This is a genomic window from Robiginitalea marina (assembly GCF_024006985.1).
Taxonomy (GTDB): Bacteria; Bacteroidota; Bacteroidia; order Flavobacteriales; family Flavobacteriaceae; genus Robiginitalea; species Robiginitalea marina.
The window spans coordinates 23,101-48,188 of record NZ_JAMXIB010000002.1; the positions used below are offsets into that span (position 1 = coordinate 23,101).

Below are 25,088 nucleotides of genomic sequence, written 5' to 3' on the forward strand. Positions count from 1 at the left end.
ATCCATGGACCCATTATCTGAAAAGGAAATTGAAGACCGCCTCGCGGAACTCGAAGGGTGGGAATACGACGAGAACGCCCTGGAAACCACCTTTGAATTCCAGAATTTCCGGGAAGCCTTTACCCTGATGACCCGCATTGCCTTTGAGTGTGAAGCGCAGGGACACCACCCCGACTGGACCAATGTGTACAACCGGCTCCATATCCGCCTGAGCACCCACGATGCCGGGGGCGTAACGGCGAAGGATTTCCGACTGGCCAAAACGATTGAAGCCCTGGTGGGCACAGACGAGTAAGGGGGGGCTGGGGATTGTCGTTTCCAGTTTGACCGGGACGGGGGAATTCCTATTTTTGTTCCTCAAATTTAGCAGCTGTTTATGGGAAGAGCATTTGAGTTTCGCAAAGCCCGAAAATTCAAGCGCTGGGCCGCCATGTCCAAGGCCTTCACGCGGATCGGGAAAGATATTGTGATCGCGGTCAGGGAGGGTGGGCCCGAGCCGGAAAACAACTCGCGCCTGCGGGCTGTGATCCAGAACGCCAAGGCGGTGAACATGCCCAAGGAGAACGTCGAGCGGGCCATCAAACGTGCCTCCGACAAATCGCAGGGCGACTTCAAGGAACTCCTCTACGAGGGCTATGCCCCCCACGGCATTGCCATTTTGATCGAAACGGCCACCGATAACCACACGCGCACCGTAGCCAACATCCGCAGCTATTTCAACAAGTGCAACGGCAACCTGGGCACCTCCGGCTCGGTGGAGTTCCTGTTCGACCACACCTGTAATTTTACGATCAAACCCGCAGGCCTCGACCCGGAAGAACTAGAGCTGGACCTGATCGATTTCGGGGCCGAAGAGGTTTTCCTCGATGAGGACGGCATCCACATTTATGGCCCCTTTGAGGCCTTCGGGGCCATCCAGAGGGAACTCGAAGCCCGCGGCATCGAAATCCTCTCCTCCGGCTTCGACCGTATCCCCCAGGTCACCAAGGAACTCTCCCCTGAGCAGGCCGGGGACGTGGAAAAACTCCTTGAAAAAATCGAGGAAGACGACGACGTGCAGAACGTCTTCCACAATATGCAGGAATAACCTTTGATGATTCAGAAAGAATACTCGGGAACCCGGCCTACCACGCCTTTAAAAAACTCCCGATACCCCGCATAGTCTTTCTCATAATCGCCCGTGGGGGTTTGGGGTTCTGAAATGCGTATGGTCCGGCTGCCATAGTCAAAAGCTACCAGGACGATGGGAACCTGCGCAGCCTGGGCGATGTAATAGTATCCCGTGCGCCAGCGCTCGACTTTTTTACGGGTCCCTTCAGGGGAAAGGGCCAGGCGGAATTCTTCGCGCTCCCTGAAAATATCGGCAATGGCCTGTACGGTGTCGCTGCTTTTGGTACGTTCTACCGGGGTCCCCCCCATCCACCGGAAAAACCAGCCAAAGGGCCCTTCGAAAAGGCTTTTCTTACCAATGTAATGGATGTCGGTACCCACCACCCTGCGGATCAGGAGGCCGAGTAAGAAATCTACCCAGTGGGTGTGGGGGACAACAATGACCACGCACTTGTCGACGTTCGGGAAACTTCCCTCCAGGGTCCACCCCAGAAGGCGATAGTAGATAAAAGAGGCGATGGCCTTCATACCCTTTGGGGCTTAGATTTTTCGATAAATATCCTTGATGCGTTCGGGCCCTACCTGCTCCCTCCATCCTTCGCCCAGGGCGTTTTCCCAAAGGGGCTCCATCTCAAGGGCCACCTGTGCCATAAGGTCGAGTTCTTCCTCGGGCAACCCGGAGCAAAAGCCCTCCGGCAAAACAATCCCCTGTTTTTTCATCATCCTTTCGAAAAGCCGTACCCCTTCGGGGTAGAATTCAGACAAATGCTGAAACACCAGGCAATTCCCCAGGCCATGGGGAATATGCAACACATAGGACAGGCCGTAACTCAGGGCATGGGCAACCCCCACCTGGCTGTAGGCGATGCTCATGCCCCCGTGCCAGGAGGCCATCATCAGGTTTTCGCGGCTTTCCTCCGGGGAAAGGTCGCCAAGGAATACCTCCTGGCATAACTCCATGGCCTTTTCCCCGTAACTCCGGCTAAACGCATTGATATAGCCTCCATTCAGCGATTCGACGCAGTGGATAAAGCAGTCCATCCCGGTGTAGAACCATTGTTCCCTGGGGACCCCCAGGGTAAGGTCCGGGTCGAGGACCACCTGGTCGAAAGGGGTATGGTCCGAATTGATGCCCAGCTTCCGGTCGGGGCCAAGCAATACGGTGGTACGGGAAACTTCAGCCCCGGTCCCACTCAGGGTAGGCACCCCGACATGGTATACTGCGGGGTGGCGGACCAGGTCCCAGCCCTGATAGGCCTCGGTGGGGCCTTCATTGTTGATCATAATGGCGACAGCCTTGGCCAGGTCGAGCAGGGTCCCCCCCCCTATGCCCACAATCCCTGAAGGCGGATAAGGGCTTTCAGAACGAATCCTTCGCACCAGGGCATCCACCTGTCCGGTCCGGGGTTCCTCCCTGGCGGAAATCAGGATGATACGGTCTTCCATTATGGCAGGGATGCGACCCATCAGGGTTTTTCCCTCGAAGACATCATCGACCAGGAAAATCATGGGGGCCTGGGCATGCTTGCGGGCTGGCAGCAGGATTTCCCCCAACTGGTCGAAGCAGCCCGACCCGAATATTACCCTGGGGACCATGGGGAAATTCCGGTATTTGGTACCCTTCAGGGCGGCGCTGACATTCGTTTGATCCTTCAATTTCATAGCATCAGATTAAATACCTTAGCAGTTCCCTGAGGCTGGGAAGGGTAAGGTGCTCATTGTTGTGCAGGTGCGGTTCCACCTCTTCGTGAGCCCAGGTCGTGTGAAAGGGGACATGGATGGCCCGGGCCCCGATGTTCAGGATAGGGAGGACATCTGATTTCAGGGAGTTCCCCACCATTAGGAATTCATCCACCCCGATTTCAAGGTGGTCCAGCAATCGGCGGTAGTTGTCCTCCTTCTTATCGCTGAGCACTTCCACATGGTGGAAGTATTGTATCAGCCCCGATTTTTCAAGTTTGCGCTCCTGGTCCAGGAGATCCCCCTTGGTGAGCACCAGCAGGCGGTATTTGTGGTGGAGGGCCTCCAGGACCTCTGCAACCCCGTCGAGCAGTTCCAACGGGTGGGCAATCATGTTCTTCCCGATCTGCAGGATGTGGGCCAGGGTACTCTGGGAGACCTGCTGGTTGGAAAGTTCCAGGGCCGATTCAATCATGGAAAGCATAAACCCTTTGATGCCATATCCGTACAGGTCCAGGTTTTGCATTTCCTTCCTGAAAAGTTCCTGGTCAATGGTGTTCTTGGTTTCATAGGGTTCGAGCAGGGCGGCAAATTCCTCCTCCGCCTCCCGGAAGTAGGTCTCATTTACCCACAGGGTATCATCGGCATCAAAACCAATTGTGGTTATGTTTTCGAATTTCATGTCCATGCTGCCTTGGCCCGTTCCAGGTCCTCCGGGGTATCGATCTCGATGCCCGTAACCCTTGTTTCCACCATTTTGATCTTTTTCCCGTACTCAAGGTACCGGATGGCTTCAATTTTTTCCACAGTTTCCAGGGGTTGCATCGGCAGGTTCCTGAAATCGAGCAGGGCCCGTTTTCGGAAAGCGTATACCCCCTTATGCTTGAAATACCGTGCTTTTGGCTGCTCCGCCCGCTGGTACGGGATGGGGGCCCTTGAAAAATACATGGCAAAACCCAACCGGTCCGTAATGACCTTGACGGTATTCGGGTCGCGGATTTCATCGGCATCAGAGATTTCGGTCATCAGGGAAGCCAGGTCAACCTCCTCTTTCGGGTCTTCCCTGAACACCTGGAGGAGCTTCTCCAGACTTTCCCGTTCCGTAAAGGGTTCATCGCCCTGCACGTTGACTACAAGGTCCACCTCGAGGCCCTCCACGGCTTCGGCTATCCGGTCACTTCCCGTTTCATGGGCCTCCCGGCTCATCATCACCTTTCCACCTTCCTTCCTGATAGCCCCGGCAATTTCTTCGCTGTCGGTAACCACCAACACCTCATCGAAAAGCCCGGTGCCCAGGGCGGCCTCGTAAGTCCGTACGATGACGGGTTTCCCCCCCAGGTCTTGCATCAGTTTTCCCGGAAACCGGGAGGCGGCGTAGCGCGCCGGGATCATGGCTATGGTTTTCAAACGCATCGGCTTGTGGTTCGTTTCGCAAAAATACATTAATTCCCCGGTCAATCTCCCCGGCGATGCGGCCTTAGTTTCCGGTAGATCCGGAACACAAATACCAGTACCACGATCACCAGCAAGGCCGCCAGTACAGGGGCCAGCACGGCGGCCAGGCTCAGGGTCGTTGCCGTGGCGGTCTCCACGGCGGCTATAGCCGGGTTGGCAAGCCCCCCGGTCCCCGCCGAAGATACCAGCCTGCCCCCTGTAGCGGCCCCTTTGATAGCCGTTGCCGTGCCGCCCCCGGCGATGATCGCCAGGCTCCAGGTAACCACCGGATCCATCCCGGCGAGGGTGGATACCACCACCGCGGTCCCCGCCAGGGCGGCCAGGGGAAGGGCCAGCGCATCGAGGAGGTTGTCCACCAGGGGTATAAAATAGGCGAAAAGTTCGGCTACTGTCGCCACTCCCAGGGTAATCAGGGCGGGCAGGCTCCCCATCCAGGCCCATTCCGGGTTGAGTTCCCACAACCCGGCGTAGGATGCCAGGGAAAGGGCAAACAGGGGAAGGAATACCCGAAATCCGGCAGATGCCGCCAGCCCGATCCCCAGGAAGACGCTCATTATCGTCTCTGCGGTCATAAAACAGGTTTTCCTTTAAAAGTAAGTTATTCGCCGTTGAGAAAAAAATCGGACTGGAACCCGATCAGGAACAGGCGGGTCCTCGCCCGGGTAACTGCCGTATACAGCCAGCGCTGGTAGTCCCTGTCGGGGCTCCCTTCCAGGTAGGGCTGTTCTATGAAAACCTGCTCCCATTGCCCGCCCTGGGCCTTGTGGCAGGTAATGGCATAGGAAAACTTTACCTGCAGGGCATTGAAATACGGGTTGTTTTTGACACTGAGGAATTTCTTGTAGCCCGACCGTTCCCCTTCATAATCCTTCATCACCTCCTGGTAGAGGCGGTTATTGTCTTCGTAGGTCAGGGCCGGGCTTTCTGCCTGAAGCGTATCCAGCAACAACACCGTTTCAAAGGCGGGTTGGCCGGGGTAGTCTACCATCCGGACCCTTACCTCTGCAAAGTGAAAACCGTAAAGGTTTTTAAAGGCAAAGATCTCCAGGACTTCCAGGATATCGCCGTTGGCGATGAAACCGGCTTCAGAGGAGCTTTTCAACCAAAAGTAATTGTTTTTGACCACCATGAGGAAATCGCCCGCAGCCAGCTCATTTTCCAGAAAAAGCAACCGGCTCCGGATATTCTGGTTGTACAGGTTGGCCCTTTTGTTCGACCGCACGATGAGGGCGGTTTCTTCCTTCCCGTACGTGTCGAAAGACTCGTTGATGGCATCCTGTATTTCGTAACCGTCCACAAGCCGCACCACATCGCTGAACCCCGAAAGGGCAAAACGGAATTCCGGAAGGGGCTCCGAGGCAATGCCCTCCCGAAGGCGGGTGGCATTCATCAGGATCCCCGAGCCCTCAGCCTGCCGCATCACCTCATCGAGTTCGAGTTCCACCACTGTTTTTCCATATTGCAATTCAAGCCGCTGAGCATCCAGGGCTGGACTGAGCGACAACCTGACCGGTGGGAGCTGGGCCGTGTCGCCAATTAGGACCAGCATGCATTTGTGTCCCGAATAGACAAAGGTGATCAGGTCGTCCAGCAGGGAGCCGGCGTTACCAGGCCCGGTATCGGTAGGGTTGTCGGGGATCATAGAGGCCTCATCGACGATGAAAATGGTGTCGCGGTGGCGGTTGGGGGCAAGGGTAAACCGCACTCCCCCACCCCGTTCTTTTTTTGGAAAGTAAATCTGCCGGTGGATGGTGTGGGCTGCGGTGCCGGTGTAGGAGGCCATGACCTTGGCAGCCCTCCCAGTAGGCGCCATCAGTACCGCTTTTTTGCGCAGGTGCCAGAGGTTGGCGATCAGGGTGCCCAGCAAAGTGGTCTTACCTGTGCCCGCATACCCTTTCAGGAGGAAAAGTTCTCCCGGGTTCCCCCTGATCAGGAACCCGGAAAGGGCCCGGAGGGCTAAATCCTGTTTGGCGGTGGGGACGTGGGGGAATTTTTCGCTCAGAAGCGCGTAAAAAGAGGCCTCGGTAAGGGGTTTCATAGGCCCTCAAAGATAGGGAGGATTTTAAGGGAAAGCCTTTCGCGATTAAAAAAAAAGTGTAGTTTTGTGTTTACCACTAAATCAAATTAACATTCTCTAAAATGAAAACCATACTTCAGATTGTTCTTTGGATCGTATGTATTTTCCTCGGGTATATGATCTACAAATCCGTGACCGGGCCCATCGAATTCGATAAAGTCAAGAAAGAACGATTTGCAGAAGTGATTCAAAAGCTCAAGGATATCCGCAACGCCCAGGAAGCCTATAAAACGGTGAACGGGCGCTACGCCAATGATTTCAATAGCCTGGTGGCTTTTGTGGATACCGCAAAATATACCATTACCCAGCAGCGCGACTCTTCCTACATGGAATTCGATAAGGTGTACCAAATCGATATGCTCAAGGAAATTACCATTATCGACACCCTGGGCTTTGTGCCGGTTAAGGACTCCATCTTCCGCAATAGCGAACGCTACAAGCAAATGATGTATGTGCCCTACGGACAAAACAACGAACAGTTCACGATGAAGGCCGAAATAATTGAAAAAAGTGGATACAAGGCTCCGGTTTTTGAAGCCAAGGTAGCCAAGTCCGTGGTGCTTTACGATCAGCCCAAGGACCTCCTGGCCCGCGAAAACGTACAGGTTAGCGTGGAGGAAGTAAATGGTACGGAAATAAAAGTAGGCTCGCTTACCGAAGTGAGCACCAGCGGAAACTGGCCCCCGATCTATGACAAAAAAGGAGACCAATAACCCGGAGGAGACTACGGAAAACGCCTTTCACAAACTGTCCATCCAGGTAAGCCTGGATGGACTTTCTTTTTGCGTGCTGGATACCCTGTCAAACTCCCTGGCCCTGAGTCATTCGGTGCACTTCAAACAAGACGTAAGCCCTTTTGACCTCCACCGGGAACTCAGGGAAAGCTTCGCTGAGAAGGGGGTGCTTGAATACTTTTTTTCCGAAGTGATTGCCATCCACCGCAACGCCCTATTTACCCTTGTGCCCCAACCCCTTTTCGACCCGGATCACCTGGCCAATTATTTAAAGTTCAATGCCCGGATCCAGGCCTCTGACCACCTCGATTATGATCGCCTGGAAGGACTGGATATGGTGAATGTGTACGTCCCTTTTGCCAATGTGAACAATTATATCTACGACCTGTTCGGGGAGTTCGAATTCAGGCATAGTGGTACCGTTTTGCTGGAAAGCCTCCTTAAACTCCCGAGCAGCAGGCAGGGGACCCTCTGCTTTCTGCACCTGTCCGGGACGCAGATGGACCTCGCAATTTTTGCGAACCGAAAATTATTATTCTACAACTCCTTTCCCTTCTCCGGGCCCCCGGAAGTGATTTATTACCTTTTGTTTTCCCTGGAACAACTGGGATTGGATCCCGCGGTTACCAGGGTAAGGCTCTTCGGGGAGGTCGGGGAAGGGGACCCGGTTTACGAGCAATGCGCTGAATTCTTTGAACAGGTATCCCTGCTGCTTCCTTCGGATACGGCACTTTTACCGGCATCCCCTCCGCCTGGCATCGACTTCACCCTGATCAACGCCCTGTGATACGCATCATCTCTGGCACCCACAAAAGCCGGCGGCTCCAGGCGCCTAAAAACCTGCCGGTTCGCCCCACTACCGATCGGGCCAAGGAAGCCCTTTTCAACATCCTTGGCGGCGGATTGCATTGGACGGAAGCTTCGGTACTCGATCTGTATGCCGGCACGGGAAACATCAGTTATGAATGTGCATCCAGGGGATGCACATCGGTGACTGCCGTGGATGCACACCCGGGCTGTGTGAAATTCATTGAAAAAACCGCATCCCAGTTGGGCATGCAGATTTCTGTGGTTCGCAGGGATGTGATGAAATTCCTCGAACAGTGCGGGCAATCCTTTGACCTGATCTTTGCAGATCCTCCTTATGAGATTACCCCGGAGGAACTCGGGAAACTGGTGTCGACCTGCCTGGAAAGGGGCCTCCTTAAGCCGGGAGGGGTTCTGGTCCTTGAGCATGCCTCCTCACGCGATCTGGGAAACCTTATGGGCTTTCAGGAGGTGCGTAGGTACGGCAGGACACATTTCAGTTTCTTTACCCAGGATAAATAAAAAAAGCAGGCCGTAAGCCGGATTCTGTATCCCCGGTAAACCGGGTACCTGTCATCTATCTGGACCCAGGGTTGCCCCGGGGTTCTATCCGCCTACCCGTCAGCTCAGGCGTGCCACCTTCGGGCGCTGACCTACATGGCGTTTCACCGCATAGAGTTTGCCGATTTCACTACAGCCGAACTGTACATACTTTCTGTTGCACTGGTCCTCTCCGCCGGGGGCGGAGGGCGGGCGTTACCCGCTATGCCGCACTATGGTGTCCGGACTTTCCTCCCTGACTTTTCGAGTCAGGGCGACAGGCTGGCCTGCTCTGTTGCAAAGGTACTCCAATTGTTGATAAAATAAGCAATAGCTGTGCCAAACAGGGGGCAGGAACGGAGCTGTATCTGTATATTTGTAAGAAGGCACTCCCTGACAGAGCATCAAGAGCATGGAACCGTTTATAGTATCCGCAAGAAAATACAGGCCCCAGCACTTCGAAGACGTGGTCGGGCAGGAGGCCATTACCCGAACCCTGACCAGCGCGATTGAAAACAACCACCTGGCACAGGCCCTGTTGTTCTGTGGCCCAAGGGGGGTGGGGAAAACCACCTGCGCCCGCATCCTGGCCAAAAAAATCAACGAAGACGGCAGCCAGAAGGAAGGGGAAGATTTTGCCTTCAATATTTTTGAGCTGGATGCGGCCTCCAACAATTCGGTGGATGACATCCGGAACCTGATCGACCAGGTTCGTATCCCGCCCCAGGTTGGCAAGTACAAAGTATATATCATCGACGAGGTGCATATGCTTTCCCAGGCGGCTTTCAACGCCTTCCTGAAAACCCTGGAAGAACCCCCCAGGCATGCGATCTTCATCCTGGCCACCACGGAAAAGCACAAAATCATCCCCACCATCCTTTCGCGGTGCCAAATCTTCGATTTCCGGCGCATCACCGTTGGGGATGCGGTGAAATACCTGCAGTACATTGCGCAGGAACAGGGGATAACCGCAGAGGAAGATGCGCTGCACATCATTGCCCAGAAAGCCGATGGGGCCATGAGGGACGCCCTTTCCATCTTTGACAGGGTCGTCAGTTTTGCGGGAACTACCCTCACCCGGAAAGCAGTGGCCGAAAACCTCAATGTGCTGGACGTGGAGGTGTATTTCCGCGTTACCGACCTGATCCTGGGCCAGGACATCCCCGGCCTCCTGTTATACTTTAACCAGGTCCTTAGTTCAGGGTTTGAGGGCCACCATTTTATCAGTGGCCTGGGCTCCCATTTCCGTGACCTGATGGTTTGTCGCGATCCCCAGACGGTTTCGCTGCTGGAAACCAGCGACAATATCAAAAAGCAATACCTGGACCAGTCCCGCCTGACCGATTCAGACTTCCTGCTGCAGGCCCTTGAACTCACCACCCAGTGCGAGCTAAACTACAAAGCCAGCAGCAACCACAGGCTGCTGGTGGAACTCTGCCTGATGCAACTGGCCTCCCTGGGGGTCCATGAAAAAAAAAAGGGCACTAAGGCCGTCCCACTGATCCCGGCGAGCCAGTTCCGCGGGCAGGAAAGACAAACCCCTGCATCTCCGTCGAATGAAGCTCCCACCCGCCCCGAACCGAGCTTAAAGGAGGATGCCCCCGCAGCGGAAGCCGCCCCCGACACCCCTGCAGAGCCTGAAAAAAGGCCCAAGAAACCGGCAATAGCCGTGGACCACCTTCGGGCGGAAAAAGTCTCGGCCCTGTCGCTCTCTTCCATCAGGGCCAAAAAACTCCATGAAGCCCAAAAGAAAGCCCACTTACCGGCGGAAGAAGCCCTTCCGGAAGATGCAGTTCCGGAAGAAGACCTCGTCCGACACTGGGAGACATTCACGCACAGAATGGAGGAAAATGGCAGGAAAATCCTGGCTTCAAGCCTGGCCATGGACCGTCCTAAACTAAAGGAGGACTGCGTAATTTGGATTGAACTGCCCAACCTCACCATGAAAAAGGAGGTGGAGCGCGAGCAGCAGGAATTGATGGGGTATCTGAAAAAAACCCTGAACAATTACAGCCTGCAGCTCAGGATTACCGTAAATGAAGAAACCGCCCGGCAGTTCGCCTTTACCCCGGAGGAAAAATACCAGAAGTTGAGGGAAAAAAACCCGGCCCTGGACCTGCTTCGCAAAACCTTTGACCTGGACCTGTAGAAGGCTACTTTTTTTGCGGAAAAACCCATAAAATGAGGAAAAACAAGGCTGTAACCGCCATTCCCAGGGATTCGCGACCTCTTTCGATATTGACGATATCCCCCCCTCCAATGGTGACGCCTTCAAACACATCCGGCCAGAAAGCCACAGCAAGGCCCCCGAACGCAAGCGCCAGCAACAGGCTTACCGCTTTGGGAAGGCGGTTCAGGCCGTAAAGCAGGGATCCGAGTGCAGCGACCAGGTAGATACCTATCCAGATCCCGGCATCAGGGTCGTTCAATTGCACGTAAGCTGCCCACAGAAAAAGGGCTGAAAACAGGAATGATAAGTACTTCAATACGCTTTTCATGACTTATGGTTTAAGAGACCACATGATCCCATAGTTGCGAATATACTTCTGTGGGCTGTAGCTGCCCACCCCTGAGCAGTTCTGCCCGGTTGGTTATGAAAACCGGGTAATCTTCTTCCGAATCCGGAATCCTCCCGTGTGATCCCCTGACGAGCCCTGCCTTTAGGGGGATGATATCCATGACCGTGCGAAACCCCAACTTTTTCGCAAGGAGTTTTCGGGCGACCCTGAGGCTGACCAGGGGGTCGGAGGGATCCGTGAATAACTCCACCGGGTCGTACCCGGGTTTTTTATGAATGTCTACCATCCGGGCAAAATCCGGGGCTTTTCGGTCATCTTCCCAGAAATAATAGGTGAACCAGGAATCGGCAGCAGCCACAACCAGAAAATCCCCGGACCTCGGATGCCCCAGGCCCCGTTGGCGCTGCGCCTGGCGATCCAACACTTCCTCCACCCCGGGCACGGCTTCCAGGATTCCCCTGACCTTCTCCAGCTCCCCCGGTTCGTTGACATATACATGGGCAACCTGGTGGTCGGCCACCGCAAAGGCCCTGCTCGCCCCGGCATCCAGCAGTTCCAGGCCACGCTCTTCCCTGATCGCCAGGTATCCATGGTGGCGCAGCACCCTGTTGAGGTGGACCGGGCGTTCCACATTGGTGATGCCGTATTCCGACAGCAGCACAATATTCGCCTGGCGTTCGCTGTAGTAAGCGATTAGCTTTCCCACCACAGTATCGATCTCCAAAAGGTCCTTTCCAATCCCCGGAAAATCGTTTCCATAGCGCTGCAGGTTGTAATCGAGATGGGGAAGGTAAATCAGCGAAAGGGTGGGGTTATACTGCCGGTCGGTTTCCATGGCGGCATCGGCAATCCACTGCGAGGCCTTTATAGAAGTCCTGGGGCCCCAGAAATTGAAGAGCGGAAACCTGCCGAGGTTTTCCTGCAGCGAATCCCTCAATTCGGCCGGGTAGGTATAAATGTCGGGGATCTTCCTTCCGTCGGCCAGATAGTTGGGTCGCGGGGTAATGCTATAATCCACGGAAGAATACATGTTATACCACCAGAAGGCATTCATGCAGGTAAACCCGGGGTTTTCCTCCCGAAGGGCTTCCCAGATTTTCCTCTCCTTAACGAGGTTGTTGGACTGCCTCCAGAACTTCACCTCGCATTCCTCGTCAAAATACCATCCATTGCCAACAACCCCATGGCGATCGGGCAGTGTTCCCGTAAGGTAGGTGGCCTGAGCCGTACAGGTAACTGCGGGCAGGACCGGGCTGATACGGGCCCTCCCCCCCTTTTCCATAAACTGAAAGATCTGAGGCGTGTTTTCCGCGGAAAGCAGGCGGGACGAAAGCCCTACAACATTGATTACTGCCGTTTTCCTCATGGGTTCAGTTCATTGAGGAACCACTGCAGTTCCCGCGAAATTGAGTTTTCCAAATCCTGTTTCAACCCGGAAGGCAGGACTTCCCAGGTATAGGTTTCCACTTCGAAGTGGACGCATTCAGGATGTTCCCTGAAGTAGGACGCGGCCTCCGTAATTTCTGCCTGGGTTGCGCCCAACACCCCGTATGTGTTCACAAAAATGGGGACATGAAAATGCGACCGCAGTTCAGAGAACGGAACCGGGTTCTCCAGGAAATCGGACAAATCCCTGTAGGTGCGTAACCCCTCTTCGGTTTTCAGGGAAACCTGATGGAGGTACGTGGGTTCATCAAAGGGTTTAAGGGCCCGGATAACCTCCTGAAAATCGCCTGCCCCCGCAACCGCCCGCAGGGCGGCGCTAACCTGTACCTTGCCAACCCGGATGCCGTTTTGCCTCATCCGTTCCAATACCTCCCGGGGCGATTCAAAAGCCAGGGCAAAATGACAAATATCAAAACACAGGTTAACATGCCTCCTTACCGCGGCTTCCGCCTCCCGGGCATCCAGCCCCAGGGCCTCCTGCAGGAACGACTGCCCTGCGGGAATCAGGTAGTCCCGGTAAAAGGACAGCACCTCCCCGGAATTTTCCAGCAAGCCGTCCGGTTCGGGTTCAATGTCAAGGTGCAGAAAAACCCCGCTTTCCCTTTCTTTATCGTATAAATCCCCCACCAGTCGGGCCATCTGGGAAGCCCCCTTCGCCAGGGCCCCTGCTTTTTGCCCGGGGGTGGGGTAACTGTGCCTGTACCCTATCGGGGAGGTGGAAACACCCCCTTCCAGGCCTTCAGGAAGCAAATAGGACAGCTGGTTAAATAGCCTTTGCGTATAGGCGAGACGTTCGGGGTGCGTCCAATCGGGTTCATGGACTTTTTCTTTGACAGGCGCGCCGTGGAACTCTCCATAGGGAAAACCGTTCATCGTAAAGACATAGAAATCGTTTTTCCTGAGCCACTCCCGAAACTCCTGAAGGGCATTTCCCCGGGAAAGCTGAAGGCTGGCCAGGTTAGAAAGGCGGAGGCCTATCCCAAATACCTTTGACGGCGCCACTTTTTCCCTGATCCCCGGCAAATGGGTTTTAAGGGAATCAAAAGTGTCCTCCCAGGTAGTTCCGGGGTGGATATTGGTACAGTAGGTAAGGTGAAAATCCTTCAATCGCATGGCTAACGGCCCGTTTTAGTCTGCCAGGACGGGAAACAGCTCTGCCATGGCCTGCTCCATGAGTCCCCGGTCTATCTGGTGCACTTCTGTTTTTTGCCCTATCCCCTTAAGCAAGGTTATGGTGAGGGTTCCCCCGAGGTGTTCACGGAATTCCTCAATCCCTTCAAGGAGCATTTCCCTGGGAAAATATGGCGGGTTCTCCAGGAAATTCCGAAACCCGAGGTTTTTCAGCAGGGCCAGAATCCGCTCCTTTTCCTCCCCGGAAATCAGCCCCAACAAGTGACTGTAAATGCTATCGAGTGCCATGCCAATGGCAACAGCTTCCCCATGCCTCAGGGAATAGTCGGTAAGGTGCTCCAGTTTGTGCGCGGCCCAGTGGCCAAAGTCCAGGGGCCTCGCACTCCCCTTCTCAAAAGGATCGCCCCCCTGAGCGATGTGTTCCATGTGCAATCGGGCACAGCGAAAAATAAGGGTTTCCATGGGGTCCGGGTCGCGCCGAATAAGAGCAGCGGACTGGTTCTCGAGGTATTCGAAGAAATCCCGGTCGCGGATCAGGGCTACTTTTACAGCCTCGGCCATTCCGGAATTCCAATCGCGGTCTTCAAGGGTCGTCAGGAAATCCCGGTCGTTGATGATGGCCAGGGGCACGGAGAAGGTGCCGACGAAATTTTTCTTGCCAAAATAATTTATGCCATTTTTTACCCCCACGGCTGCATCGTTCTGAGCCAGCACCGTGGTGGGGATCCTCAGCAGCCGGATCCCCCTGTGGGCGATTGCCGCGGCATACCCAGCCATGTCGATCACAGCACCCCCGCCGACCACCACCAGGACTGAATGCCGGCAAATTCCGTGCTGGTTGATCGCACTCAGGACTAATTCGACATTTTCGGGATCGTTTTTTGCCCCTTCCCCCCCGGGAATTTCCAACAGGCCCGAAAAAAGCAGGTCCTTCTGGTAGTGCCTGCAGTACTCCCGGATTTTGGCCCCGAGGCCACGGTGGTTTTCCAAAACCCCCTGGTCGGCCACAAAGAGTGACTTAACAGGCCTGCCGGGCTTAAGCTCCCTTAGCACCGAGGCAAACAAGGGGTTTTCTATCTCAAAAACACCCCGGGTAAACTTCAGTTCGTAGTGATAACTCACCTGAAAGGTACTGCGGATTGATTTTTCCATCCTCTGAGTTGTTACGTAACGGCAAACTTCCTTGCAATTAAACCGGATAGCGGCCACAGGAGCAAAACCAGGAGGGCAATATATCCCTGCGCAAATCCGGCCACCCATGCGGCATCCATCACAATCAGGCCCAAAACCCCTGCCTTAACGGCCTTCCTGATGGCTCCTGGGGTCTTTTCCCGATAGGCCCGGAGCAGCGGGGAATAAACCAGTACGGCAAAAAAGCCCAGAAAGGGCAGCATTTGCCAGAAATGGCCTTTTTGCACCCATGTTATAGCTCCAACGCTGAAAATTGCCAAAGCGTATAGCAAAATTGCCCAAAGCACAGAAACCTTCCCTCCCCCGCTTACTTCGCTCCGGCTCACGGCGGTGATGGCAAAGATATAGATTACGGGGATCCAAACGAACCCCGGGGCCCCGCTGAACGGGACCAGACTCATCCCAAGCCACAGGTTCAGCCCCCGGCACATCCCCATCACCAGGGGCCCGAAAAAACCGTGCTTTTTGGCCAGGCCGTCATAAATCAGGATCCCGGCGGCCAGGGAAAGGGCGATTATTCCGCTTTCCAGCCTTGAAAGAAAAGCCAGAACTACCCCAAACACCAGCAGCACCGCCCCGAAAACCGCTGCGTGGCCCCATGGGATAAGGCCACTGGGGATCGGCCTTTCAGGGCGTTCCCTGAGATCCGTTTTCAGGTCGAAAACATCATTGAGCACTACCCCGGCCGCGTACAAAAACACGGAAGCCACCAGGAGGGCCAGGAATCCTGCGATAAGGTGCGGCTGCATTTCGGGGCCGGCAAGCAGGGATGCAATCCCACCCGAGATGGCCGCTCCCGCGGCGATATCCGCAGCTGCGGTCGGAAGGTTTGCCGGCCTGCATAATTGCAGGTATCCCCTTATAACATTCCGGTCCAAATCAGGTAATTTCTTCGGAATCGATCCGGGGGCTTTGCCCCCTCAGAACACTGTTGTCATTGAACAGCAGGCGTTGGTCCACCCCTTTGGCCTCCAACCAGTCGGCTTCCTTCATGGTGCTGTTTTTTCCAAAGGCTTCAAGGGCGTTCTGATAACAGCTGCGGTGCACTTCCGCCGCGTCGATCCCCCGCTTCAGCATCAGGGAAGCCGTTTTGGGGACTGCCAGGGGGTCGCTGACCCCCCAGTCGGCAGAACTGTCGACAATGATGCGCTCACTGCCGTATTTCCGGATGACCTCCACCATTCGTTCGTTGCCCATCTTGGTTTTCGGGTAGATTGTAAAGGCGGCCCAAAAGCCCCTGTCGAGTACCTCCTTAACCGTCTCCTCGTTGTTGTGGTCAATCACCACGTCGGCCGGGTCCAGGCCGTGTTCCAGGCATACCTCCATACTCCGGATGGTACCGGATTTTTTATCGCGGTGCGGGGTATGCACCTGAACGCTCATCCCGTACTCCCGGGCGAGCTCCAGCTGGGCCCGGAAATACTTGTCTTCTGCCGGGGTCTGGTCGTCATAGCCTATCTCACCTATGGCCACCACATTTTCTTTATTCAGATACAACGGCAGCAGGTCCATTACAGCTTCCGCCAGGGGCTCATTGTTGGCTTCTTTCGAATTCAGCCCGATGGTGCAGTAATGCTTTATCCCAAACTGGCTGGCCCTGAAGGGCTCCCAACCCACCAGGCTGCTAAAATAATCCTGGAAAGAACCGACTTGTGTCCGGGGTTGCCCAAGCCAGAAAGAAGGTTCTATTACGGCTACCACGCCGGCCGCGGCCATGGCCTCATAATCATCGGTGGTGCGCGAGGTCATGTGCACATGGGGGTCAATAAATCGAAGTTTTGAATCCATACTCAGTTATTTATATCCTTCCAGGTATACGGGTTTTTGATAAATGTTTTGTAGAGTTCATGGTCTTGGGCCCATTGGGTTGCCTGCGGGTCCCCACTTTGGAGCGCACAGAGGAACCCCGCCTTCTGCTCGGCCGGCTCAGAACTGGCCAGTAAGCGCTGCACATCGCCTAGCAGTGGGCCTGAGATAAATTTTGCAACAGGTTGCCATATCAACGGGTCCACTTTCCGGGAAGCCGCCCATCGCTCATGGGCATAATCGGAAATGATCCGGGCAAGGGGTCCATTCGCCCGCTCGTCTATCCCATGGATGCGCAGCAGGTCGAGCCCCATAAAAGCGGCCTTCAGATACATCTGGTTCCATTGCTGCTCGTTGAAATACGTTTTTGGATAAGGGTTGTCCATGGCGATTGCCTCAAACACGGGGGCGATATTGGTCCTCAAGGCCTCCACTGCCGCCTGGCGGAATTCCCCCGCCCGGGGCAGGAAGCTCAAAAAACGCAGGAAGGTGATCAATTCCCCGGTATCAGCCACCTGGATCAATTTGGTGATAGCCGGGATAAAATACTCCGGGTTCTCCCTCAAAACTTCACAGAGCAGGTAAACCCTACCCAAATCCCTTACGCTAACGGCACCGCCGCCGGGCAGCTGCAGGCCGTGCCCGGGGGCATCTGCGGGGATTACGGGTTTCCCTTCGAATTTCCTGCCGATCAGGCTATAGGTCAGATAAAGGTTCCTGGTGGAAGGAGGTTGGCACACCGCCTGAAGTTGGTCCGCGAACCAGCGTCGGTCAGATGCCTCCAGATGGCCAAACAAAAGATCCCCAGAGGCGGAACAAATGGGATTCGAATCCATTACCAAGGTATTTACCGGAAAACTGGTTCACAATAACGCAGTACTATGAACGACTTCACAAAGTTACTTATTATAACTTGGAAAGGAACATGGGGTTCCCCTGAAAGTCCCCTGAAATGCCGGGAGATTCTTTATACCTTTGAAAAAAACGCAACTATGCTGGGCCTCAAACTCCCAACGGACCCCAGGTGGGTAAACCTGGTGGAAAAAAACATCGATGAAATCCTCACCGATCATGCCTTTTGTGAGCAGAAAGCGGCGAGCACCGCCATTTCCCTGATCGTGAGTTTTCCTGAATTCCCCGAACTGGTTGACGAAATGGTCGCCCTTTCCCGCGAGGAAATGGGGCATTTCAAGATGGTGCACGACCGCATTAAAGCCAGGGGCCGTACCCTGGGGAAATACCGGAAAGACGATTACGTTATTGAGCTGATGAAATTTTTCCCGAAAGGGGGCGACCGGACCTCCCAGCTGGTCCACCGCCTGCTCTACGCGGCCCTGATCGAAGCCCGGAGCTGTGAGCGCTTCCGCCTGCTTTCAGAGCAGCTTAAAGACCCCGACCTGGCCGAATTTTACCGAAAACTCATGGTGAGCGAAGCCGGGCATTACACCCTTTTCCTGAAGTTTGCCCGGAAATTCGGGGATCGCAGGGAAGTGGACCAAAAATGGGAGGCCCTGCTCGAATACGAGGCCGGGATCATGAAAAACCTCGGAAAAAAAGAAACCGTCCACGGTTGATTCCCGGCCCAAACCTGCGTCAACCCCCTGCAGGGATGCCTTCTTCGCGGTAGTACAAATCGCGGATAAGGCCGTCCGCAAGGCCAATCTGGGGTACGTGGATCATTTTTGCCCCGCTCCATTTGGCTGCCTGCAGGAAGATCTGGGCCGCCGGAAGGATCACATCGGCCCGGTCGGGGTTCAGGCCGAGTTCCGCTACCCGGTCTTCATATGACATGGCCTTCAGGAAATGGTACTGGGCATTGAGCCAGATAAAGGAAAGGGGTTGTTCCCGTTTCCTTCCCGACATTTTATGCAACTTATTGATGTTCCCGCCCGAACCGATAATGGATATCCCGGGGTAGCCGCTGGTTTGCCCTGTGATCCACGCCTTTAACCCGGCCCAATCCTCCTCCGTAACCATGGACTTCAGAAGGCGAACCGTGCCTATTTTGAAGGATCTGGAAGAAACGATCTGCCCGCCGGAAAACAAGGTGAATTCCGTGCTCCCCCCACCGACGTCCACATAGAGGTAACTGCTTTCCTGCCGGATGAGCTTGCGGAGGTCCGTATGGGCGATGATAGAGGCTTCTGTGGGCCCGTCGATCACCTCCACTTCCATACCCGTGGCCCGATGAATCTCCGCAATCACTTCGGGGCCGTTACGGGCTTCCCTGAGGGCAGAGGTAGCACAGGCCCTGTATTTTTCCACGCCGCTTACCTCCATGAGCAGGCCGAAGGCCTTCAGGGTACTGGCGATGCGCCGGGTGCTCTGAGGCGAGATCACCCCGGAGGTAAAACTATCTTCCCCCAACCGCACAGGCACCCTGACCAGGGCACTCTTGTAAAACTTCACGGGTTTTCCGGGAGATTCCACTACGTTGTGGACCAGCAACCGAATGGCATTGGAACCGATATCAATGGCGGCAAACTTACGGACCTTCACTTCCCTGTTTTAATTTTCTGACATAATAGTCATACATTTCAAATTGGGACCGAAAGGCCGGGGCATCATTCCGGCGGTATTCGTTGTCCTGCTCCACATTGAAAACCCGGGCCTTGACATTGTCCTTCCAGGAGATATCAAAGGTATCTATGAGTTCCTGGCGGATTTGCGGATCATAAATAGGACACCCCACTTCCACGCGATAATCCAGGTTCCGGGTCATCCAGTCCGCAGAGGAGATAAACACCCTGGGGTCCCCGTCATTGCCGAAAATAAAGATCCTGGGGTGTTCCAGGAATTTATCGACAATACTAATCGCCTCTATGTTCTCGCTCATGCCGGGCACCCCGGGCACCAGGCAGCAAATCCCCCGGATGATCAGCTGTATCCTTACCCCGGCATTGCTGGCCTGGTAGAGCAGGTCCACCATGTCATAAGAGGTCAGGCTGTTCATCTTGATCTGGATATAGGCTTCCTTACCCTCTTTGGCATTTTTTATTTCCCTGTATATCAATTTTTTAAATCGACTACGGGTATAATGGGGAGAAACAATCAGGTGCTTGTATTTATTGATTTTGTAAGTGGTTTCAAAAAACCCGAAGACCTTGTTGAGTTCTTTCAGGATGGCCTCGTGGGCTGTAAATAGGGTGTAATCCGTGTAGATGCGGGCCGTGTCTTCGTTAAAATTCCCGGTGCTGATAAATCCATACCTGCGCAGGCCCTCCCCTTCTTCCCGTTCGATAAGGCAGATCTTGCTGTGTACCTTCAGGCCGCGTACCCCGAAAATAAGGCGTACCCCCTCTTCCTGCAGCTGTTCGGCATACTGGATATTGGCCTGCTCGTCAAAACGGGCCTGCAATTCGATCTGTACAGTTACCTGTTTCCCATTCTTGGCCGCATTGATCAGGGAGGCTGCCACCTGGGAGTTATTGGCCAGGCGGTAGAGGGTGATGTTGATGGTCCGCACCTTGGGGTCCAGGGCCGCTTCCCGAAGGAATTTTATTACGTACATAAAGGAGTGATAGGGCGCATACTGCAGGTAATCCTTCCTGCCGATCCGCTCAAACAGGCTCCCTTCCAGGCTGAGGCCCTTAACCGGCAGGGGGGTGATCTTCTTATACATCAGGTCGGCTCGTCCGAGGCTGGGAAAGCCCATGTAATCGCGTCGGTTGTGGTAACGCCCCCCGGGGATGACGCTGTCGGTATCCTGGATGTTCATTTTATCCTGGAGGAATTTCAGGGTATCGGGTTCGATGGAGCTGTCGTATACGAATCGCACCGGGTCGCTGATCTTGCGGTTTTCGACACTGCTGGAAATCTTCTCGATAAAACTCTTGCTCAGGTCATTGTCTATGTCGAGCTCGGCATCCCTGGTGATCTTGATCATATGGGCCGAAATGGAGGAATAGGAAAACATGTTGAAAATGCTCCTCAGGCAATACCGGATCAGGTCGTCGAGCAGGATGATATAATTCCGCTGTCCCTCCCTGGGAAGTTCTATAAAGCGGTTGATCTCCCTGGGAATCTCAATCAGGGCATACCTCCTGGCCTCTTGCCCCGAAGGGCTGCCGGCCTCGTCGATCAGGACCATCCGGACGGCCAGGTAGGCCGCGGTATCCTTCAGGGTGGGAAATTCCGTGTGCTCATCGAGGATAATGGTCATCAGGGCCGGGCTCACTTTCTGGACGAAATAGCTCCGGAGGAATTCCTCCTGGTGTTCCTGGATTTCGGTCTCATCGATCAGGAAGATATTCTCCTTTTCAAGTTCTTCCTCGATTTCCTGGAGGATCACAAGGCTTTCCTTTTGCTGGCGGATCACAATATTGGTAATCTCTTCCAGGAGGTCCTTGGCTTTCTCCCCGCCCAGGACGCTTTTCCCCGATTTACCCGCCTGCACGATCCGCTTTACCGTGGCGTAGCGGACTTTGAAGAATTCGTCGAGGTTGTTGGAGAAGATTCCGAGGAACCGGAGCCTTTCGATCAGGGGCACCCTTTTGTCGGCACTTTCCTGCAGTACGCGCTCATTGAACCGGAGCCAGCTGATCTCCCGGTTGATATATTGGTTTTTGTTCATTTGCTCATTTAAGTTGTCCGGGGAATACCGTCATCCGGGTCTTTCCCGTAGATACCTCTTTCCAGGTGGCCGCCTGCAGGTCCAGGTAAACCAGGCCGGCTGTAGGCACATTTTCCACATATTTGTTCCCCCAGGCATTGGCAATATAGGTCATGGCGTGGTTGTGTCCAAAAACCATAACCCGGTGGAGGCCCTCGTCCAGCCCATGAACAAAATCCCGCACCGAGGTACCTGAAAAGTCATAAAGGTCGCGGTGGACCCGGAGTTTTTCCAGGGGGATGCCCAATTCGCGCATCAGGATCATACAGGTATGCAGGGCGCGGTTGGCAGGGCTGGAAAAAACCGCCTGCACCTCAGGAAGCCGGGCTGCAACGGCCGCAGCCACCCGGTGTGCATCGGAAATGCCCCGTTCCTTCAAGGGGCGGTCAGCGTCGTCTGCATCGTAGTCCCAGGAGGATTTGGCGTGCCGGACCAGGATCAGTTCCTTCATTGTGCTATCGGTTTAGGGTGTTTGTCTTATCTGCAAGCCTCAAGGCTCAGGGAGCAAGCCGTTCCAGCTTCCAATCCCAGTCTTCCTGCAGGGTGTAGCGGAGCCGGTCATGCAGCCTGTTGGGCCTTCCCTGCCAGTATTCAATAGACCAGGGACGCACCAGGAACCCGCCCCAGTACGGGGGGCGTTGGATTTCTTTTCCCTCGTATTCCGCTTCGAGGGCTTTGAGACCGTCTTCCAGGAATTCGCGGGAGGGAATGACTTCGCTCTGGCGAGAGAGGATGGCGCCCAGCCGGCTGCCTTCCGGCCTGGATTCAAAATATCCGTCAGAAAGGTTTTCCGCAAGGCGTTCCGCCTCCCCTTTGACGATCACCTGCCGCTCCAGGTGGGACCAGTAAAATGAAAGGCATACCCGGGGGTCCGCGGCGATGGCCCTGCCTTTTTCACTTTCATAATTGGTATAAAAGATGAAACCCTCGGCCGTAAAACGCTTGAGCAGGACCATCCGGTTCTTCGGGAACCCGTCCAACCCGTTGGTTGCCACGGCCATGGCATTGGGTTCATCAATACTCCCGCTTTCCTGTACCTCATAGAACCATTTGCGGAATAATTCCATGGGGTTGGAAGGCACCTCGGACTCAAGGAGCTGCTCCTTTTGATAGGTTTTCCGAAAATTTCCGAGGTCTTCGTGCATGGGTTCGCTGTAGGGGCGCAAGATACGAACAAAGTTCGAAAAAGTAAGGGCTTCCCCCCTTGCCCTCCAGGCCCGCCGGGGGCCTTGCAGGACTACCATTCAAAGGTTTTCCCGTCTTCGGCCAGGGAAACCCTTGGAAACACCGCAAGGGCCTCCTCCCTAAAGTCCTCAAGGTTGCTGTACCGGGTGGAATAATGGCCCAGCAGGAGCTCGCCCACCCCTGCATCCCGGGCTATGGCAGCGGCCTGGGCCGCTGTGGCGTGCTTCGTTTTGGCAGCCAGGCCGGCATGTGCCTCAAGGAAGGTGGCTTCATGGTAGAGGACGTCCACCCCTTTGATCAAAGGCACCAGGGAGGGCTTGTATGCGGTATCGCTGCAAAAGGCATAGTGTTTCGGGGGTGGCGGGGGATCTGTGAGCAGGGCATTGGGGATCACCGTACCGTCGGCTGCCGGGGCGTCCGCCCCTTGCTTTATGCCCTGGAAATGCGCCCGGTCGATACCATGGGCACGGGCCACTTCGGCCCGCAGGGACCGCTCCCCTTCCCGAAGCTCAAAATGGAACCCGTTGGTATATACCCGGTGGTCCAGGGGAAGGGTCCTGACCCTGATCCTGGCGTCTTCAAAAATAACCTCCGGTTCGGTCGCGGTGAGCTCGTGGAAATGCAGGGGATAATTGGTCCAGGAATCTCCCAGTTTAAGCAGGAGGGTAATGGCTTCCTTTATTCCCGGGGGGCCATAGAGGTGCAGGGGGTTTTCCCGTCCCAGGAGCCTGAAGGTCGATATCAGCCCGGGAAGGCCGAAAAAATGGTCCCCATGCAGGTGCGAAATGAAAATATGCTCAATCCTGGAAAAACGGACCTTAAACCTGCGCAATTGCATCTGTGTCCCTTCCCCGCAATCGATTAGTACCAGGTGGCCCCCCAACTCCAGCACCTGGGCGGTAGGATGTGTCATAAAGCGGGGGGTCGCCGCGTGGCACCCCATGATCTGCAGCTTTATCCGTCGGCCATCACCCATGGGTCAGAGGTCGAGGTCCCTTTCGATGTCTTCCATCTCGATAATGTCGCGGGCCTCCTGAAGGGTGGGCACCAGGTTCATCTCCTCGGGGACTTCGTCAAAAGGGATGGTCTCGCTCACCAGCACAAAGGATTTCCCCCGGCCGCGGTGGCGGTTTGAAAGTTCCAGGAAATCGCGCACATCCCGCGGCCTGAAAGAAGCAAGGGCGGAAAGGTTGATGATCAGGTGGTCATCCCTGAGGCGCGGGTAGGCCTCTTCAAGGTTTGCCAGAAAGGTAGGCAGGGAGGTGCGTTCCTGGATGACGATAGTGGTATTCCCTTCTTTGTCGAATATCATGGCGTCCTACTTGATTTTGGAGGCGAGCAGGTAAATGACCGCCATCCGAATGGCTACGCCGTTTTCTACCTGGTTGAGGATAATGGACTGGCTGGAATCGGCCACATCGCTGGTAATCTCAACCCCCCGGTTGATGGGTCCCGGGTGCATGATGACAATTTCCCGTTCCAGGCTGTCGAGCAGGGCCTTGTTGATCCCGAACTGACGGGTGTATTCCCTGGTAGTGGGAAAATAACTCATGTCCATCCGTTCATTTTGTATCCGCAGCATGTTGGCCACGTCGCACCACTGAAGGGCGCGTTTCAGGTCGTATTCCACGCCGATCCCAAGCGATTCCACATACTTGGGGATCAATGTCCTGGGGCCGCAAACCTTTACCTCTGCCCCCAGCATCTGCAGGGTGAATATATTGGAAAGGGCTACCCGCGAATGCAGGATATCCCCGACTATAACGACTTTTTTACCCCCCACTTCCCCCAGGCGTTCCCTGATGGAATAAGCGTCGAGAAGGGCCTGGGTGGGGTGTTCATGGGCCCCGTCCCCGGCGTTTACTATAGATGCCTTTACATGGTTGGAAAGGAATATGCCCGCCCCCGGGTTCGGGTGCCGCATCACCACCATGTCGACCTTCATCGAAAGGATGTTATTGACGGTATCGATGAGCGTTTCGCCCTTTCGGACGGAAGACTGGGCTGCCGAAAAATTGATGACATCGGCCGATAGCCTCTTTTCCGCAAGTTCAAAGGAAAGTCGGGTACGGGTACTGTTCTCAAAAAATATGTTGGCAATGGTCAGGTCCCTCAGGGAGGGTACCTTTTTAATCGGACGCGCGAGGACCTCCTTGAAATGGTCGGCCGTTTCGAAGATCAGGTCCAGGTCGGACCGCTTCAGGTACTTGATGCCCAGTAAATGACGTACGCTCAGTTCACTCATGCGCTTATTGGCTAACCAGGTAGACCGTATCTTCTCCTTCGTTCTCTTTCCAGCAGACCTTCACCCGTTCCTCCTTGATGGCATCCACCTGCCGGCCCCGGTAATCGGGTTGGATGGGCAGGTGCCTGCTGAACCTCCGGTCGATAAGGGTCAGCAGTTCAATTTCCCCCGGGCGACCGAAAGACTGAAGGGCCGTGAGGGCAGCGCGAATACTGCGCCCGGTGTAGAGGACATCGTCTACCAAAACCACCCTTTTCCCCTCTACCAAAAAATCGATCTGCGTGCTGCTGGCTGCCAGGGTCTTGTCGCCCCGCCTGAAATCGTCCCGGTAAAATGTAATATCCAAAAGGCCAAAAGGGATGTGCCGTACCTTGTAGTCATTCTGGAGCACGCCCAGGAGGCGTTTTGCCAGGAAGGTACCCCGGGGCTGCAACCCGATCATGACGGAATTTGAAAAATCGAGGTGGTTCTCTAATAATTGGCAGGCCAGTCTGTGCAGGATGATATCGATTTCCCGGGAAGAGAGGAGCACTTTTTGACTCATTCGAGG

The 25,088-nt window shown here is 54.9% G+C and carries 28 protein-coding genes and 1 other RNA gene; 7 read left to right on the plus strand and 22 right to left on the minus strand.

The annotated features are described in order from the left end of the window. The first annotated feature begins 4 nt into the window (after window positions 1-4). Both NG653_RS02870 and NG653_RS02875 read left to right on the plus strand, forming a co-directional pair. Complete coding sequence (locus NG653_RS02870; protein ID WP_252740164.1) at window positions 5-295, plus strand: 4a-hydroxytetrahydrobiopterin dehydratase; 291 nt, start codon at window positions 5-7, stop codon at window positions 293-295. An 81-nt stretch (window positions 296-376) separates the two neighbouring features. Then, complete coding sequence (locus NG653_RS02875) at window positions 377-1,087, plus strand: YebC/PmpR family DNA-binding transcriptional regulator (protein WP_252740165.1); 711 nt, start codon at window positions 377-379, stop codon at window positions 1,085-1,087. An 11-nt stretch (window positions 1,088-1,098) separates the two neighbouring features. Here NG653_RS02875 and NG653_RS02880 read toward each other — a convergent pair whose 3' ends face one another. The 6 genes from NG653_RS02880 to NG653_RS02905 all read right to left on the minus strand — a co-directional run bounded on the left by NG653_RS02880 (window position 1,099) and on the right by NG653_RS02905 (window position 6,283). After that, window positions 1,099-1,638: a lysophospholipid acyltransferase family protein gene (locus NG653_RS02880; RefSeq protein WP_252740166.1), complete on the minus strand. Its 540-nt coding sequence runs from the start codon at window positions 1,636-1,638 to the stop codon at window positions 1,099-1,101. A 12-nt stretch (window positions 1,639-1,650) separates the two neighbouring features. Then, window positions 1,651-2,772 carry an iron-containing alcohol dehydrogenase family protein gene (locus NG653_RS02885; RefSeq protein WP_252740167.1) on the minus strand — a complete coding sequence of 374 codons (1,122 nt, stop codon included), beginning with the start codon at window positions 2,770-2,772 and terminating at the stop codon, window positions 1,651-1,653. A 4-nt stretch (window positions 2,773-2,776) separates the two neighbouring features. Further along, a complete protein-coding gene (locus NG653_RS02890) occupies window positions 2,777-3,478 on the minus strand; it encodes an HAD family hydrolase (protein ID WP_252740168.1) in 702 nt (233 codons plus the stop codon). Further along, complete coding sequence (gene kdsB / locus NG653_RS02895; protein ID WP_252740511.1) at window positions 3,469-4,182, minus strand: 3-deoxy-manno-octulosonate cytidylyltransferase; 714 nt, start codon at window positions 4,180-4,182, stop codon at window positions 3,469-3,471. The genes NG653_RS02890 and kdsB overlap by 10 nt, the downstream gene beginning before the upstream one ends. Before the next feature lie 62 nt (window positions 4,183-4,244). Continuing rightward, window positions 4,245-4,817 carry a DUF4126 domain-containing protein gene (locus NG653_RS02900; protein ID WP_252740169.1) on the minus strand — a complete coding sequence of 191 codons (573 nt, stop codon included), beginning with the start codon at window positions 4,815-4,817 and terminating at the stop codon, window positions 4,245-4,247. 26 nt (window positions 4,818-4,843) lie between these two features. After that, window positions 4,844-6,283 (minus strand): ATP-dependent DNA helicase, encoded by a 1,440-nt coding sequence (locus tag NG653_RS02905; protein WP_252740170.1) that lies wholly within the window; start codon window positions 6,281-6,283, stop codon window positions 4,844-4,846. Window positions 6,284-6,384: 101 nt separating this feature from the next. Between NG653_RS02905 and NG653_RS02910 the strand changes: the two genes are divergently transcribed. The 3 genes from NG653_RS02910 to NG653_RS02920 are packed head-to-tail and all read left to right on the plus strand — an operon-like array spanning window position 6,385 to window position 8,385. Then, window positions 6,385-7,035 (plus strand): hypothetical protein, encoded by a 651-nt coding sequence (locus NG653_RS02910; protein ID WP_252740171.1) that lies wholly within the window; start codon window positions 6,385-6,387, stop codon window positions 7,033-7,035. Continuing rightward, on the plus strand, window positions 7,013-7,843 hold the full coding sequence (locus NG653_RS02915; RefSeq protein WP_252740172.1) for a DUF3822 family protein: 831 nt from the start codon (window positions 7,013-7,015) through the stop codon (window positions 7,841-7,843). The genes NG653_RS02910 and NG653_RS02915 overlap by 23 nt, the downstream gene beginning before the upstream one ends. Further along, complete coding sequence (locus NG653_RS02920; protein ID WP_370281064.1) at window positions 7,840-8,385, plus strand: RsmD family RNA methyltransferase; 546 nt, start codon at window positions 7,840-7,842, stop codon at window positions 8,383-8,385. Before NG653_RS02915 ends, NG653_RS02920 begins: the two co-directional genes overlap by 4 nt. Here NG653_RS02920 and rnpB read toward each other — a convergent pair. Next, window positions 8,384-8,697, minus strand: an RNA gene (gene rnpB, locus NG653_RS02925) — RNase P RNA component class A. The genes NG653_RS02920 and rnpB overlap by 2 nt on opposite strands. A gap of 118 nt (window positions 8,698-8,815) precedes the next feature. On the opposite strand from rnpB, the gene NG653_RS02930 reads away from it, so the two are divergent. Further along, window positions 8,816-10,552: a DNA polymerase III subunit gamma/tau gene (locus tag NG653_RS02930; protein ID WP_252740173.1), complete on the plus strand. Its 1,737-nt coding sequence runs from the start codon at window positions 8,816-8,818 to the stop codon at window positions 10,550-10,552. 4 nt (window positions 10,553-10,556) lie between these two features. Here NG653_RS02930 and NG653_RS02935 read toward each other — a convergent pair whose 3' ends face one another. The 7 genes from NG653_RS02935 to NG653_RS02965 are packed head-to-tail and all read right to left on the minus strand — an operon-like array spanning window position 10,557 to window position 17,332. Further along, on the minus strand, window positions 10,557-10,901 hold the full coding sequence (locus NG653_RS02935; RefSeq protein WP_252740174.1) for a transmembrane 220 family protein: 345 nt from the start codon (window positions 10,899-10,901) through the stop codon (window positions 10,557-10,559). A 10-nt stretch (window positions 10,902-10,911) separates the two neighbouring features. Then, window positions 10,912-12,288 (minus strand): alkaline phosphatase family protein, encoded by a 1,377-nt coding sequence (locus NG653_RS02940; protein WP_252740175.1) that lies wholly within the window; start codon window positions 12,286-12,288, stop codon window positions 10,912-10,914. After that, entirely contained in the window at window positions 12,285-13,481 is a 1,197-nt protein-coding gene (gene eboE, locus NG653_RS02945; protein WP_252740176.1) for a metabolite traffic protein EboE, read from the minus strand. The genes NG653_RS02940 and eboE overlap by 4 nt, the downstream gene beginning before the upstream one ends. Window positions 13,482-13,496: 15 nt before the next feature. After that, window positions 13,497-14,651, minus strand: a complete 1,155-nt coding sequence (locus NG653_RS02950; protein ID WP_252740177.1) for a 3-dehydroquinate synthase — start codon at window positions 14,649-14,651, stop codon at window positions 13,497-13,499. An 11-nt stretch (window positions 14,652-14,662) separates the two neighbouring features. Further along, on the minus strand, window positions 14,663-15,568 hold the full coding sequence (gene eboC, locus NG653_RS02955) for a UbiA-like protein EboC (protein WP_252740178.1): 906 nt from the start codon (window positions 15,566-15,568) through the stop codon (window positions 14,663-14,665). Between the two features lies 1 nt (window position 15,569). Continuing rightward, on the minus strand, window positions 15,570-16,478 hold the full coding sequence (locus tag NG653_RS02960) for a TatD family hydrolase (protein WP_252740179.1): 909 nt from the start codon (window positions 16,476-16,478) through the stop codon (window positions 15,570-15,572). 2 nt (window positions 16,479-16,480) lie between these two features. Next, window positions 16,481-17,332, minus strand: a complete 852-nt coding sequence (locus NG653_RS02965; RefSeq protein ID WP_252740180.1) for an EboA domain-containing protein — start codon at window positions 17,330-17,332, stop codon at window positions 16,481-16,483. A gap of 156 nt (window positions 17,333-17,488) precedes the next feature. Here NG653_RS02965 and NG653_RS02970 point away from each other — a divergent pair, with 156 nt between their 5' ends. Then, a complete protein-coding gene (locus tag NG653_RS02970) occupies window positions 17,489-18,070 on the plus strand; it encodes a MiaE family protein (protein ID WP_252740181.1) in 582 nt (193 codons plus the stop codon). Between the two features lie 19 nt (window positions 18,071-18,089). Here NG653_RS02970 and NG653_RS02975 read toward each other — a convergent pair whose 3' ends face one another. From NG653_RS02975 to pyrR, 8 genes are all read right to left on the minus strand, one after another. Continuing rightward, complete coding sequence (locus tag NG653_RS02975; RefSeq protein WP_252740182.1) at window positions 18,090-18,995, minus strand: Ppx/GppA phosphatase family protein; 906 nt, start codon at window positions 18,993-18,995, stop codon at window positions 18,090-18,092. Beyond that, a complete protein-coding gene (gene ppk1, locus NG653_RS02980) occupies window positions 18,982-21,069 on the minus strand; it encodes a polyphosphate kinase 1 (protein WP_252740183.1) in 2,088 nt (695 codons plus the stop codon). Before ppk1 ends, NG653_RS02975 begins: the two co-directional genes overlap by 14 nt. A gap of 4 nt (window positions 21,070-21,073) precedes the next feature. Next, a complete protein-coding gene (locus tag NG653_RS02985) occupies window positions 21,074-21,559 on the minus strand; it encodes a SixA phosphatase family protein (RefSeq protein ID WP_252740184.1) in 486 nt (161 codons plus the stop codon). A gap of 46 nt (window positions 21,560-21,605) precedes the next feature. After that, a complete protein-coding gene (pdxH, locus tag NG653_RS02990; protein ID WP_252740513.1) occupies window positions 21,606-22,253 on the minus strand; it encodes a pyridoxamine 5'-phosphate oxidase in 648 nt (215 codons plus the stop codon). A gap of 92 nt (window positions 22,254-22,345) precedes the next feature. Continuing rightward, window positions 22,346-23,251 carry a ribonuclease Z gene (locus NG653_RS02995; RefSeq protein ID WP_252740514.1) on the minus strand — a complete coding sequence of 302 codons (906 nt, stop codon included), beginning with the start codon at window positions 23,249-23,251 and terminating at the stop codon, window positions 22,346-22,348. A gap of 21 nt (window positions 23,252-23,272) precedes the next feature. Beyond that, window positions 23,273-23,605, minus strand: a complete 333-nt coding sequence (locus tag NG653_RS03000) for a ribonuclease Z (RefSeq protein WP_252740185.1) — start codon at window positions 23,603-23,605, stop codon at window positions 23,273-23,275. A gap of 6 nt (window positions 23,606-23,611) precedes the next feature. Next, on the minus strand, window positions 23,612-24,538 hold the full coding sequence (locus NG653_RS03005) for an aspartate carbamoyltransferase catalytic subunit (RefSeq protein WP_252740186.1): 927 nt from the start codon (window positions 24,536-24,538) through the stop codon (window positions 23,612-23,614). Between the two features lie 4 nt (window positions 24,539-24,542). Next, complete coding sequence (gene pyrR, locus NG653_RS03010) at window positions 24,543-25,082, minus strand: bifunctional pyr operon transcriptional regulator/uracil phosphoribosyltransferase PyrR (RefSeq protein WP_252740187.1); 540 nt, start codon at window positions 25,080-25,082, stop codon at window positions 24,543-24,545. Between the last annotated feature and the right edge of the window lie 6 nt (window positions 25,083-25,088).